General features: G+C 35.3%; 12 protein-coding genes. 6 read left to right on the forward strand and 6 right to left on the reverse strand.

Features of this window, described 5'->3' with window-relative positions; genetic code table 11:
* The first annotated feature begins 87 nt into the window (after positions 1 to 87).
* From NAT51_RS03180 to NAT51_RS03190, 3 genes are read left to right on the forward strand one after another with little or no spacing between them, the layout of a single operon-like run.
* Positions 88 to 606 (forward strand): GNAT family N-acetyltransferase, encoded by a 519-nt coding sequence (locus NAT51_RS03180; RefSeq protein ID WP_250595079.1) that lies wholly within the window; start codon positions 88 to 90, stop codon positions 604 to 606.
* Positions 607 to 638: 32 nt separating this feature from the next.
* On the forward strand, positions 639 to 1,484 hold the full coding sequence (locus NAT51_RS03185) for a substrate-binding domain-containing protein (RefSeq protein WP_250595081.1): 846 nt from the start codon (positions 639 to 641) through the stop codon (positions 1,482 to 1,484).
* A gap of 27 nt (positions 1,485 to 1,511) precedes the next feature.
* Positions 1,512 to 2,459: a transglutaminase gene (locus NAT51_RS03190; protein WP_250595083.1), complete on the forward strand. Its 948-nt coding sequence runs from the start codon at positions 1,512 to 1,514 to the stop codon at positions 2,457 to 2,459.
* Here the strand turns inward: NAT51_RS03190 and NAT51_RS03195 are convergent, their stop codons facing one another.
* Positions 2,460 to 3,128 (reverse strand): uracil-DNA glycosylase, encoded by a 669-nt coding sequence (locus tag NAT51_RS03195; protein WP_250595085.1) that lies wholly within the window; start codon positions 3,126 to 3,128, stop codon positions 2,460 to 2,462.
* 73 nt (positions 3,129 to 3,201) lie between these two features.
* Between NAT51_RS03195 and NAT51_RS03200 the strand changes: the two genes are divergently transcribed.
* Together NAT51_RS03200 and NAT51_RS03205 are read left to right on the forward strand one after the other, a co-directional pair.
* Complete coding sequence (locus tag NAT51_RS03200) at positions 3,202 to 5,370, forward strand: endonuclease MutS2 (RefSeq protein ID WP_250595087.1); 2,169 nt, start codon at positions 3,202 to 3,204, stop codon at positions 5,368 to 5,370.
* A 2-nt stretch (positions 5,371 to 5,372) separates the two neighbouring features.
* Positions 5,373 to 5,789 carry a thiol-disulfide oxidoreductase DCC family protein gene (locus NAT51_RS03205; RefSeq protein ID WP_250595090.1) on the forward strand — a complete coding sequence of 139 codons (417 nt, stop codon included), beginning with the start codon at positions 5,373 to 5,375 and terminating at the stop codon, positions 5,787 to 5,789.
* Positions 5,790 to 5,826: 37 nt separating this feature from the next.
* On the opposite strand, the gene NAT51_RS03210 is transcribed toward NAT51_RS03205, so the two are convergent.
* Positions 5,827 to 7,089: a dicarboxylate/amino acid:cation symporter gene (locus NAT51_RS03210; RefSeq protein ID WP_250595092.1), complete on the reverse strand. Its 1,263-nt coding sequence runs from the start codon at positions 7,087 to 7,089 to the stop codon at positions 5,827 to 5,829.
* Positions 7,089 to 8,156: a chorismate synthase gene (gene aroC / locus NAT51_RS03215; RefSeq protein WP_250595094.1), complete on the reverse strand. Its 1,068-nt coding sequence runs from the start codon at positions 8,154 to 8,156 to the stop codon at positions 7,089 to 7,091. The genes NAT51_RS03210 and aroC overlap by 1 nt, the downstream gene beginning before the upstream one ends.
* A gap of 286 nt (positions 8,157 to 8,442) precedes the next feature.
* On the opposite strand from aroC, the gene NAT51_RS03220 reads away from it, so the two are divergent.
* Positions 8,443 to 8,931 carry a porin family protein gene (locus NAT51_RS03220; protein WP_250595096.1) on the forward strand — a complete coding sequence of 163 codons (489 nt, stop codon included), beginning with the start codon at positions 8,443 to 8,445 and terminating at the stop codon, positions 8,929 to 8,931.
* Positions 8,932 to 8,959: 28 nt separating this feature from the next.
* Here the strand turns inward: NAT51_RS03220 and bshA are convergent, their stop codons facing one another.
* Genes bshA through NAT51_RS03235 form a run of 3 tightly spaced genes read right to left on the reverse strand, consistent with a single transcriptional unit; the run spans position 8,960 to position 13,658 of the window.
* Positions 8,960 to 10,102: an N-acetyl-alpha-D-glucosaminyl L-malate synthase BshA gene (gene bshA, locus NAT51_RS03225; protein WP_250595108.1), complete on the reverse strand. Its 1,143-nt coding sequence runs from the start codon at positions 10,100 to 10,102 to the stop codon at positions 8,960 to 8,962.
* 58 nt (positions 10,103 to 10,160) lie between these two features.
* Positions 10,161 to 13,166: a glycoside hydrolase family 3 N-terminal domain-containing protein gene (locus NAT51_RS03230; protein ID WP_250595110.1), complete on the reverse strand. Its 3,006-nt coding sequence runs from the start codon at positions 13,164 to 13,166 to the stop codon at positions 10,161 to 10,163.
* A 9-nt stretch (positions 13,167 to 13,175) separates the two neighbouring features.
* Entirely contained in the window at positions 13,176 to 13,658 is a 483-nt protein-coding gene (locus NAT51_RS03235; protein WP_250595112.1) for an ABC transporter ATPase, read from the reverse strand.
* Positions 13,659 to 14,088 lie beyond the last annotated feature (430 nt).

The raw sequence follows: 14,088 nt of genomic DNA on the forward strand, positions 1-14,088 counted from the left end.
CTTAAAGCCGTCGGTTTTAAATTAACAAATCAATATTTCGTTAATGACATTTTGCACAATTGGTATTATTTGGAAAAATAAATTATAATGAATTTTAAATTAGAAACAGAGCGTCTTATTCTTCGGCCACTTGAAATGGGTGATGCCGAAGGTATGTTTTTGCTGGACAGCAATCCGAATGTACATACATATTTAGGAAACAAGCCGGTAAAATCAATTGAAGAAAGCATCGGCTACATTCAAAATATTCAAAATCAATATAAAGAAAACGGTATCGGACGCTTTGCCGTTATTCTTAAAGAAACAGGTGAATTTATTGGCTGGTCCGGTATAAAATTCATTACGGAAGAAGAAAACAACCACAGTCACTTCTATGAAATTGGTTATCGTTTTCGTGAAGAATTCTGGGGTAAAGGCTTTGCATATGAGTCGGCGAAAGCATGGTATGACTATGCTTTTAGCGGATTGAATATAACCGTTTTGTACGCATCTGCTCATATAGAAAATGCAGGCTCAAGAAAAATTCTTGAAAAAATTGGTCTGCGACTGAAAAACGAGTATATCTGGAATAATGAAATACCTTGTGTTTGGTATGCTTCAAAATAAAATTAGCATTTACAATTACTAATAAATATTAAATGAAAACTGTCAGAATAGCCGGCGTACCGGAACATTTTAATTTACCTTGGCATTTATGCATCGAAAACGGTGAATTTGATCAGGTAGGTATCGATTTACAATGGACCGATGTCCCGGAAGGAACCGGAAAAATGTGTCAGATGCTACGGAAAAATGAAACCGATATTGCTGTAATCCTTACCGAAGGTATTATCAAAGACATTTCAGCCGGCAATGAAAGCTCAATTGTTCAGGTGTATGTGCAATCGCCTTTGATCTGGGGAATTCATGTAGATGCCAAGTCGGATTATAACAAATTATCAGATCTTGAAAATAAGAAGGGGGCTATTTCACGTTTGGGCTCAGGTTCACATTTAATGAGTTTTGTCAATGCACAAAACCAGAATTGGGACACCAATAATCTCCAATTTGAAATCGTAAATACGATCGATGGCGCTGTCGAAGCTTTATCAGAAGGTAAAGCCGATTATTTTATGTGGGAACGCTTCATGACAAAACCTTTGGTTGATATCGGAACTTTCAGAAGAGTTGCTGATTGTCCTACTCCATGGCCATGTTTTGTTATTGTTGTCCGGAATGAATTCCTTAAAAACAATGAATCTTCAATAGAATTAATTCTGGAAATCATCAACAGTACAACTTCGGAATTTAAAATGATTCCAAGTATCGACCGTACTTTGGCATCCCGTTACCATCAAAAACCGGAAGATATACAAGAATGGTTAAAATTAACCCGTTGGTCACAAAAACAGTTGGATCAGATTACTTTTCAAAAAGTACAGGAACAATTATTTGCGTTAAATTTAATTGAAAATAAAATGTTGTATGAATCGGTCGTTAAATAATTCGTTATTTTTACCGTTTTAAAAGCAATGACAACAACTACTTTCCTTAATTTATATACCAAATATAAAGAAAGGCTTTCTCTGCCAAAGCCTTGGGATACTGTAGTTATTTTTCTCCTGAACATTCTTTTATCAATACCGACATTCATTATTGCCCATCAAAATTTAAAAGAAGCTGATCTTGAAATTCCGGTTGACCGAATTTTACTTTTTATAGCAATCCTGACGGTGTACCAACTTATTTTAAGAAAAATCAAAAGGTATATAATCATTGGTGTTTTTATTTATTCTTTAATGCTTTTATACGGAACACTGTTTGGCGGTTACAGTTTTTACAGGGTATATGACGATTACCGTTCCATGATGTATACGATGGGAGATAATCCTTATCCGCAGGATATTATCATCAGTAAGTTACTTCCGTTTCCAAACAAATCAAAGGTTCTAAACGCAATTGATTTTAAAAATCCGAAGGTACGCAACTTTGCTTTGTATGCCACAACGAAGCATTTCACGGATATAAAAGGTAAAAAAGGATACAGCGATTACCGTACAATTATTCAATGTTTTGCCGTTTTCAAGGAAATCAAAACCAAATGGAATTATGTAAACGACCCATTAGGAAACAATTACATTGCATCCGCATCGGAAACATTACAACATTTTTCAGGTGATTGTGATGATCATGCGGTTCTCATGGCTGCAGGAGTAAAAGCCGTTGGCGGTGTTCCCAGGCTTATCCATACCGATGCACATATTTATCCTGAAATGTTAATTGGAACCAAGAGAGATTTAGAAAACGTAATCTACCTTATCCATGATGTACTCTTCAAAGAAGAAAGTAAAGGCAAGGAAATTCACTACCATATTGACGAACACGGCCAAATTTGGTTAAACTTAGATTACACCGCTTATTATCCCGGAGGAAAATTCATGAGTGAAGAGATTTTAGGGCAGTTGACACTTAATAATTAACTACCAGTTTACTTCAGCTTTTCCGATACTTTTAAGATAATCATTTGTTTCTTTAAAATGATCATTTCCAAACCAGAAACCGCGGTTGGCACTCAGTGGTGAAGGATGGCCTGTTTCCAAAACCAAATGTTTTTCCCTGTCAATTCTTACACCTTTTTTCTGTGCAAAACTACCCCAAAGCAAAAAGACAACATTTTCAGTATTCTCGGAAATATATTGAATGACATTATCGGTAAAAACTTTCCATTTCAGATGTTTATGGCTATTAGCCAAATCCTTCCGGACAGTAAGCGAAGCATTGAGCAACAAAACTCCCTGCTCAGCCCAATGTTCCAAATTACCAGAAGTGGGAAAGAAAACACGGTCAAATTCATTATTGATTTCGGTAAAGATGTTTTTTAAAGATGGCGGAATAGCAACTCCGTCATTTACGGAAAAACACAAACCATTTGCCTCCCCTTCACCATGGTAAGGATCCTGACCAATAATAACGACTTTTAATTCGTTCAGTGAGCATTTGTCAAAAGCATTGAAAATCAATTCTTTTTGAGGAAAACAAACATAGTTTTGATATTCTCCATCAACCTGCTTTATCAATTCATCAAAGTACGTTTTTTGTGATTCGGCGTCAAAAAAAGATTGCCAGGAAGGATGAATGGTAAACTGCATTTTCTTTGAATTTTAAGCAAATATATTACTTTGAAACTTTGTAACTTTGCTACTTAGTCACTTTCTGTTAAAAATGATTTCAATAAATAATAAAACCCTACAAGACTTACAATTTCAGACTGTTTTAGAAACTATTTCGGAATTTTGCATAACCGAAATCGGCAATGAAAAAGCATTACACATCGAGCCTATCAAAAACAAAGATAACTTGATGCAGTCATTATTACAAACATCCGAATACCGTTCGTCTTTCGACAATAACAACGCTTTACCCAATCATGGTTTTGAACCGATAACCAATGAAATTAAATTTTTAGGCATAGAAGACAGTTTTCTGGAATTAACAAGCTTCAGGAAAATCCACTCTATATCTGAAAACACCAATATTTTATTGCAGTTTTTAAAGAAATTCCATGATTATTATCCTGCTTTACATTTAAAATCCAGTGAAATTGAAATCACTAAGGAAATTACCAAATGTATTGATTCAGTAATGGATAAATATGGAGAGATAAAAGATGATGCCACACCCGATTTACTGGAAATCAGACGCAATATGAATGTGGTACGTGGTAAGGTCAATCAAAGTTTCGGAATGGCTTTAAGCCAGTACAATTCATTAGGATATTTGGATGAAATCAGGGAAACTGTAGTTGAAAACAGACGTGTTCTGGCAGTTTTGGCCATGTACCGCCGAAAAGTCAAAGGTTCCATTTTAGGAAGTTCCAAAACTGGAAGTATTGCTTACATTGAACCGGAAGCAACCTTGCGATATTCACGTGAATTGGCTAATTTAGAATATGAGGAACGCGAGGAAATTATCAAAATCCTTAAAAATCTGACCAATAGCATCCGTCCATTTACATCACTTCTGGTTCAATACCAGGAATTTTTGAGTGATGTGGATGTAATTGCTGCCAAAGCAAAATATGCCCGGAAAATTAACGGATTACTTCCCAATATCACTGAGGAACGCAGAATATATTTCCGTGATGCCTTCCACCCTATTTTGTATCTGACCAATAAAGCAAAAAAGGAAACAACCTATCCCCAAACTTTTGATTTTAACAACGAGAACAGAATTGTGGTTATTTCAGGACCGAATGCCGGTGGAAAAACGATTTCGATGAAAACCGTAGGTTTATTGCAATTAATGCTACAATCAGGTATGTTGATTCCAGTTCATGAACGAAGTGAAACCTGTTTGTTCGACCGAATCATGACGGATATCGGCGACAATCAATCCATTGAAAATCATTTAAGTACATACAGCTACCGATTAAAAAACATGAATTACTTTCTAAAAAAATGTAATGCAAAAACATTGTTTTTAATCGATGAATTCGGTACGGGTTCAGATCCTGAATTAGGTGGTGCTCTAGCCGAAGTTTTCCTAGAAGAATTCTATCACCGGGAAGCATTTGGAATTATTACAACCCACTATTCCAATTTAAAAATGCTGGCAAATGAATTACCATATGCTACCAATGCCAATATGCTATTCGATGAAAAATCATTGGAACCGATGTATAAATTGGTTATTGGTCAGGCCGGAAGTTCATTTACATTCGAAGTGGCGCAGAAAAACGGTATTCCGTACGGACTCGTAAACAGAGCCAAGAAGAAAATTGAAGGCGGCAAAGTACGCTTTGACAAAACCATCGCCAATCTTCAGAAAGAGCGTTCCAAATTGGAAAAAACTTCCCAAAACTTAAAAGAAGAGGAAAGTAAAGCAAGAGAAGAAAGCAAGAAAATGGAAAACATCAATGCCAAAATCCAGGATAAACTGGAACGCTATCAGGAATTATATGATGCTAATCAGCGTTTGGTATATATGGGACAGAAAATTGATGATATTTCTGAAAAATACTTTAACAACAAGAATAAAAAGGAGCTTATCGGTGAATTTTTGAAAATGGTGGAAATAGAAAATTCCAAACGTAAAAAACTGACTGCCAAAGAGAAAAAAGAAAAAGAAGTGGTTGTTAAAAAAGTCATCGAAGAAGTTCAGGTAAAAGTAGAAGAAATCCGCAAGGAGAAAAAAGAAAAGAAACTTAAAGCAAAAATTGAGGAAGAAAATAAACCGAAGGTAATACTTAAAATTGGCGACAGGGTAAGAATGATTGACGGAAAGTCGATTGGAACTATTGATAAAATAGAAAAAAACAACGCTGTCGTGAATTACGGGATTTTCACTTCAAAGGTAAGCTTGGATCAATTAGAATATATTCAACCCAAATAAAAATGGAAGGAATACCGCAGGATAAAAAAATAATATTGTTTGATGGCGTTTGCAATCTTTGTGATTCGTCCATTCAATATATTATCAAAAGAGATAAAAATGATCAGTTCCGTTTTGTGGCTTTACAATCAGAATTGGGACAGAAAATCTTAATACATTTGGGAATTTCTGACCGGAACATTGACAGTATTGTTTTATATGAACCCGGAAAAGCTTATTATTACAAATCAAGCGCCGTAATCAGAATTACAGTTTATCTTGGCGGTTTAGTTAGTTTACTTTCAATTTTCAAACCTTTTCCAAGAAAATTCAGGGATTCTGTTTACGATTATATCGCCAGAAACAGATACAAATGGTACGGAAAAAAAGAATCCTGTATGATTCCCACACCCGAATTAAAAGCAAAATTTTTAGCATAAAAAAAGCGGCTTGAAAGCCGCTTTTTTTATATACAATTTATTCTTTTTCCCATTTTCCAACTACCGAAGTAGCTAAAGCATTCCCAAGTACGTTTGTTGCACTTCTGAACATATCACAGAAATGGTCAATCGGTAAAATCAATGCAATTCCTTCAACAGGAATATCAAACATTCCGCAAGTTGCCGCTACCACAACCAAACTGGCTCTCGGTACACCTGCAATTCCTTTACTGGTCAGCATCAACACCAAAAGCATAGTCATCTGAGTTCCTAAATCCAACGGAATTCCGTAAGCCTGTGCAATAAAAATACTCGCAAACGTCATGTACATCATACTTCCGTCAAGGTTAAACGAATAACCCAATGGCAACATAAAGGAAACAATTTTATCTTTAATCCCGAAACGAACTAATTCCTCAGTTAATTTTGGAAATACCGCCTCACTACTCGTAGTTGAAAATGCTATAAACAAAGGTCCTGCAATATGTTTCCTTAAATCGAACATTTTTTTTCCTAGGAAAATAAAACCAATAAGTAGTAAAACAATCCACAATGAAGAAATCCCGACTAAAAAGGAAAGGAAATATTTAGTATATGTAATGACTAGTTCATTTAAATCGCGGATAGCAAAAACACCTGCAATAGCTCCAAATACACCAATTGGCGCAAACTTCATCACATAATTAACCATTTTTAAAATGATATGCGATGTTTTATCCAATGCATTGATAACCGGTTTTGAATAATCTCCCAATGAAGCTGCAGCTAACCCAAAGAAAATAGAGAAAATAACGATTTGCAAAATCTCGTTGGTTGCCATTGCTTCAAACACACTTTTAGGAATAATATGTTCAATAAAATTCTGTGCTGAAAAATTTTGGGTCTTTTCGGTTACTTCCGATGCGGTTGTCAAATCCACATCCGATAAATTTAATCCTTTTCCGGGTTGTAAAACATTTACCCAAAACATTCCGATTAATAAAGAAATGAATGATGCTGTAAAAAACCATCCTAATGCTTTACCTCCAATACGTCCTACTGATTTGATATCTCCCAATTTTGCGATACCCACAACTAAAGTTGTGAATACTAATGGCGCGATAATCATTTGTACTAATCGGATGAAAATAGTCGCTAACATTTTGATATAACCGCTGAACTCTTTTGCCGCGTCAGCCGAGTAATTATTATGGACGAAAATTCCCAGCACGATACCCAATATCATTGCTATTAAAATTTGCGCAGTCAGGTTCGAAAAAATAGATTTTTTCTGTTCCGGTAAATTTGCTTTATGATTCATTATTTAGTTTGGTAAGTTTTGTTTAGTAAATAAAAATCGGCTATCACTAATGCTGCCATAGCTTCAACTATAGGCACAGCTCTTGGAACCACACAAGGGTCGTGTCTTCCTTTTCCTTGTTGCTCAATCAGTTCTCCTTTATTGTTCAGTACTTCCTGTTTTTGTAAAAGTGTTGCAACCGGTTTGAAAGCCACCCTGAAGTAAATATCCATACCGTTACTGATTCCTCCCTGGATTCCACCGGATAGATTTGTTTTAGTAGTTCCGTCTTCATTAAACGAATCATTATGATCGCTTCCTTTCATTTTGGCACTGCAAAAACCACCGCCGTATTCAAAACCTTTTACGGCATTGATGGAAAGCATTGCTTTTCCTAATTCGGCATGTAATTTGTCAAAAACCGGCTCTCCAAGACCAATTGGCATATTTTGAATGACACAGGTAACAGTTCCACCAACAGTATCACCCTGTTTTTTGATTTCCTTAATATATTGCTCCATTTTTTTGGCTGCAGCCAAATCAGGACAACGAACCGGATTCACTTCGATATTCGAAAAATCTAAATCCTGGTAAGGCTTATCGATGAAAATTTCACCAACCGATGAAACGAAAGCCGTAATTTTAATATCCGGAATTACTTGTTTGGCAATAGCACCTGCTACAACCCTACTGGCTGTTTCACGTGCGGAACTTCTTCCTCCGCCGCGGTAATCTCGGATTCCATATTTTTTTTCGTATACATAATCGGCATGGCTGGGACGATAGGTATCTTTAATATGCGAATAATCGTCTGATTTCTGATTGGTATTAGGAACAATAAAACCAATTGGGGTTCCGGTGGTTTTACCTTCAAAAATTCCTGATAAAAATTGTACTTCGTCTTCTTCTTTTCTTTGGGTTACGATAGAAGACTGACCTGGTTTGCGTCTTTGCATTTCCATTTGAATTGCAACAAGATCCAAGTCGATTCCCGGCGGGCAACCGTCGATAATCCCACCTAACGCTTCCCCATGGGATTCGCCAAAAGTCGTTATCTTAAATATAGTCCCGAATGAATTTCCAGCCATTTTATTTGTTTGTAAACAAAAATAAGATTTCTAATCTATCTTTTAAAGTTTATGCCATGAAAACTTAACCAATTTGTAACATTCAAAAAATATAACAATTCTGTTGAATTTTGTAAAACCACTTAATCAAAACACTATACCTTTGATTATCAAGAACAAAATCAAAAAAAAGGCTTTGCATTTATTAAATATCCCGAAAACAAAGGTTTTTTTATAGAATTTAATTTTTATTCGGGCACAATATTTGTAAATTTACTTACGTTAAAGAAAACTAAACAAAAAAATCATGAAAAAATTATTTGTATCAGCCTTTATGCTATTAGGTTTAGCGTTTAGCGCGCAAGCACAAGACATTTCAAAAAACGCTTTAGGTTTGCGTTTGGGTGATAATGACGGATTTGGTGGAGAGATTTCTTATCAAAGAGGATTATCTAAGAAAAATCGTTTGGAGTTGGATTTAGGATGGAGAACCAGCAATCACGTTGACGCTATCAAATTAGCAGGTTTATACCAATGGGTTTGGAACATCGAAGGAGGTTTCAATTGGTACGCAGGTGTTGGTGGTGGTTTAACAAGCTGGAGCTATGACTACCAAGGATATGACGATAGCGGTGTAGGTCTTTTTGCTGCAGGTGATATCGGTATCGAGTATAACTTCGATGTGCCTATCCAATTATCATTAGACTTCAGACCTGAATTATATTTTGATTCTGACGATTTCAGAGAAGATAATTTCGGTCCGGATATCGCTTTAGGTATCAGATATAGATTCTAATAAGATTCTGAAATATAAAAAAAGCCTTCTAAATGAAGGCTTTTTTTATACTCTCTATTGCTTGCTTGTAAACTTCTTCGTATTTCGGAACAATTTTATCGATTTGAAATTGCTTCGCTGTTTCCAGTGCATTTATTTTGAATTCATTTAAAATCTTTTGATCTTTTAAAATTTTCAACGCATTAACAGCCATATCATCCACATCGCCAACATTACTCAAATATCCTGAAACTCCAGGTACATTTACTTCGGGTAAACCTCCGGTGTTACTTGAAATAACCGGTACACTGCAAGCCATTGCTTCCAAAGCTGCCAATCCAAAACTTTCTGTTTCCGAAGGCAGTAAAAATAAATCCGAATAACTTAAAATCTGATTGATTTCATTGCTGTTCCCAAAGAAAATCACTTTATCCTGAATCCCAAGTTTTTCACATAATTCTTCTGCAACCCTTTTCTCTGGACCATCACCAACCATCATCAATTTCGCCGGAATTTTTTCTTGAATTTTATAAAAAACCTTAACCACATCCGGTATGTTTTTTACTTTCCTGAAATTACTGATATGTGTAATGATACGTTCTTCGGGTTTAGCCATTACAGAACGCTTACAGGTTATATTAACTTTTTCCGATTCATCAATTTCAATAAAATTTGGAATAACTGCAATTTCATTCTTAATATCAAACAAACGGAGCGTATCATCTTTTAAGCTCTGTGAAACCGAAGTAACCACATCCGATTTATTAATACTAAAGGTAACAGCCGGTTTGTAAAAAGGATGATTACCAACCAAAGTGATGTCGGTACCATGTAAAGTAGTCACGATCGGGATTTTAATTCCTTCTTCTTTGAGCATTTGTTTTGCCATGTAACCGGCATATGCGTGAGGTATGGCATAATGCACATGAAGTAAATCAATTTTGTACAACTTCACCATGTCGACTAATTTACTGGACAATGCCAATTCATAAGGCTGGTAATGGAAAAGTGGATATTCCGGTACGTTTACTTCATGGTAATGGACATTAGGGTTCAACAATGCCAGACGTACGGGTTGGCGGTAAGTTATAAAATGGATTTCATGTCCACGGCGTGCAAGCTCTAAACCTAATTCAGTAGCGACAACACCACTTCCGCCAAATGTTGGATAACAAACTATTGCGATTTTCATGTTACGAATTTAATCAATAAATGAAAAATCGTATTTAATTTTTGGTTAAAATTAACTATTAATTGATGATGGAATCGTAAATAATCTGTTGGATTTTTTCCCTGATATTTTCTTTGGAAAGTTTGTTAACCGCATTACTGTCAGGGAAAGTACGGTTTGATAAAAACACGTATATAATTTCCTTATCCGGATCAGCCCAAGCAATACCGCCGGTAAATCCGGTATGTCCGAAACTTGATAGAGAAGTACAGCCACATGTTGGGCTTTCACCTTTTAATTGTGGCTTATCAAACCCCAAACCTCTACGGTTTCCATCCGGACAATAATAACAGGTATTAAAATCTTTAAATGTTTGTTCAGAGAAATATTGGATTCCGCCATAGTTTCCTTTCTGTAAAAACAACTGCATCATTTTGGCAATATCCATGGTGTTTGAAAACAAACCGGCATGACCGGCAACACCACCTTGCATTGCAGCTGCCATATCATGAACATATCCCTGGATCACATCATTTCTGTAATATGTATCTTTTTCTGTAGGCGGAATGACATCCATGTCCATTTTTTGCAGCGGATTATACATAGTGCTACTCATCCCCAGCTTAGAAAAGAAATTCTCTTCGGCAATTTTATCCAATGATTTATGATGATGCTGTTCCAAATATTCCTTTAACAGGATAAATGTAAAATCACTGTATTTGTATTCTTTTTTGGGTAACAGTTTGCTTTTCAAAATTTTGGTTACAATAGAATCTTTATAAGTATTCGTCAGAAATAAGTTTTCCGAAACCTGTGTTTCAAAACCTTTTGAAGAGGTACTTCTGTAAAACTTCTTCATCGGTTTTTTAGTTACCGAGTCAATGGTTGATTTATAAAAAGGTTCCCAAGCCTGTAGACGGGCATAGTGCGTCATCAAATCCTTAAAAACAATTGAATCTTTATCGGTTCCTTTCGCCTTCCCGATCATTTCCCCAAGTGTTGAGTTCAAATGGATTCTCTTACCATCATAATCCATCATAACATTAGGAAGTGTACCGATTATTTTGGAAAGCGATGCAATGTCGTAGATATCCGAATTTTTAACTTTAATATCTTTTGCATAAGTATGGTATCCGAAAGATTTCTGGTAAACGATTTTACCTTTGCGTGCAACCAAAACCTGAGCTCCGGGGGTTATTTTATCAGCAATTGCTTTATTGACAATTTGATCTATTTCTTTTAATTTATCCGAATTCAAACCAACCGTTTCAGGATTTGTAAAACCTAAAATATTGGTTTTAACCGTTGCCAATCCATGTCCGACTTTGTATTCATCATTAATTGAAACCGGTAACTTCCCTTTTGCTTCAAGTGCACCGAATAAAATTTCTGCAGAAACTTCCTGTGCCACTTCCCCATTTTGGTATGAAACCACAATACTTTCAATCTGCTGTATATTTTTCAACGGCATTAACACATAAGGCTTCGAGAATACATCCAGAATTACATTATTGTTTAAGGCAATTTTATCAATAAGCTCAATTTCCCTTGCTGTAAATTCATGCTTTTTCCACCAGGTTTTATCCGAAACATGATATCCGATAATTACTTTATCATATTCTTTCAACATCAGACTTAAAGTATCAATATTTTGATGTGAAACTTCAGTAATGTTGGCATACTTTCGTAAGGTCGTTAAGAACTTACTTCCTGAATCATCACCAATTTTAACATAAGCTAATTTATTTTTGGCCAAATTTTTAATTGGTAGAATCTCATTCTCATTTTTTACAACGGTAACAGCATTTTCATACAATCGGTAAAGCAGGCTGTTGCTGTAAGGTGTATTGATCTCGTTTGTAATATTAGCCACTTCAATTGGCTTATACTTATTCAATCCCGCTTTATACTTGTATTTTAAGATTTTTTTTACAGAGTGTTCGATACGTTCATCGGTAATCAAAGTATCTTTATAAGCCTGAGTAAATTTTTCAATGGCAGTGGGCACATCTTCTGCAAAAAGCATAATATCATTTCCCGCCTGAAAAGCTGCCAAATCAATTTCTCCCGGTTTTTTAAAATTACTAGCTCCCTTCATATTCAAAGCATCTGTAAAAATCAGTCCTTTGAATTTAAGTTGGTCTTTTAAAATATCATTCACAACATGATATGAAATTGACGTAGGGTAATTTTCGCGCGGTTCCAGACTTGGCACATTCAAATGCGCCACCATAACTGATGCCAGACCCAAATGGAACATTTTTTTATACGGATATAATTCAACTTCATTAATTCTTTCCTCTGTAAAATTAACCATCGGAAGTGTGTGATGTGAGTCGGTTTCAGTGTCACCGTGTCCCGGGAAGTGTTTCCCGGTTGCAAAAACGCCGTTATTCTGAATACCTTTCATCAAAGCAACAGCTCGTTTTGTCACTTCCTCTTTATTTTCACCAAAAGAGCGGTTACCGATAATAGGATTATTCGGGTTTGTATTGATATCCAGTACCGGAGCAAAATTAAACTGAAGTCCGAGACGTTTAGCTTCTTTAGCCATTTGTCCTCCCAATTCCTCAATTAATTTCATATCCTGAATGGCACCCAATGTCATATTCCAAGGATATTTATACGTTGAATCCAAACGCATACTTAATCCCCATTCGGCATCATTTCCAATAAATAAAGGCACTTTGGAAGAAGCCTGAAAACGGTTGGTCAATTTAGCCTGACGAACCGGCCCGCCCTGGAAGAAGATTAAACCACCGATTTTATAGTTCTTAACTAATTTTTCGATGTTATTAAAGTGTACGGTATCTTTATTGGAATAGGCAGCCACCATAAAAAGCTGACCTAATTTCTCTTCAAAAGAAAGAGAATTATAAATGCTGTCCACCCATTTTTTTTCTCCTGGTGTGTCTTCAAAAAGAGTAAACCCCTCCAACGAAGGATCTTTAAATTCTTCCGTTAAAGTATTTTCAGGTTTCGTTTCTGCAATTGTTTTAAAACTGCGTTTTTTATTTACTGCACAATTTGCAATAAACAAAGCAGTTGTAAAAATAAAAAGCAACCTGAAGCCGATATTTTTCATTACCATATATTAAAAGAAACGACTGTGCCAGCTATCTTCAGCGGCAATTTCCCAAGCGTCGTTAAATTCCTGGATTGTATTAACTAAATTATTGAAGACAATTGTTGAACCTGTAACAGCTTTATCTTTTGCCATTTTTTTGAACTCCAACAAAGTTTTATGGGCAATAAATTCACCATTTTTGAAGGTAACGTTCATTTTATCCAATAAATCAACCTGGTATTTAGCCTCAAGATTCTGGATAAACTGAACAGAACTGTCAATCGAGCAACCAGTGGCAGCCTGAACTTCCTGATTAACAGCAAAAATTATAAAACGGTTGTATTTGATTAAATAAGAAGCTTCCAGACTGGTTCCGTGGGCTGACCAATTTGTTATAAAATCCTTTATGGCAGGCTCAATTTCGGCAATTTCATCATCTGAAAATTTTCTATTGGACTGATAGATCCAGATTCGGGATTCTAAAGGTAAAGTATCAAAGTTTACTAACATATTTTCTAACTAAACTACAAAAATAGCCTTTTAGAATCACATAGTAGTAATCTTAGTTTTTTTTTAGCATAAAAAATAAGCCATTATGCGGGAGATATAATGGCTTATCTATTTACAAACAACTAAAAAACCTAGAATTTTTATTTCAAAATTAATCCCGGATTGCAATTACAATCCATTTTTTCATGATTGATACATCAATTCAGTTATCATTATACAATCTAATGGATTATCTTTAAAGAATATAAATACCACATATTACATTCAAAAGATAATTTCAATCACAATATCAAATTAATCATACCTAAAGTTACACACATACAAATTAAAAACCGTAAATACCCGATGAAAAACCGTAAAAATTGTTAAAAAACACTTAAATCGGCAAACAACCAATAACATCGACGAAAAATCGTACTAAAAACAAAAA

Source organism: Flavobacterium amniphilum (assembly GCF_023634845.1).
Lineage (GTDB): Bacteria > Bacteroidota > Bacteroidia > Flavobacteriales > Flavobacteriaceae > Flavobacterium > Flavobacterium amniphilum.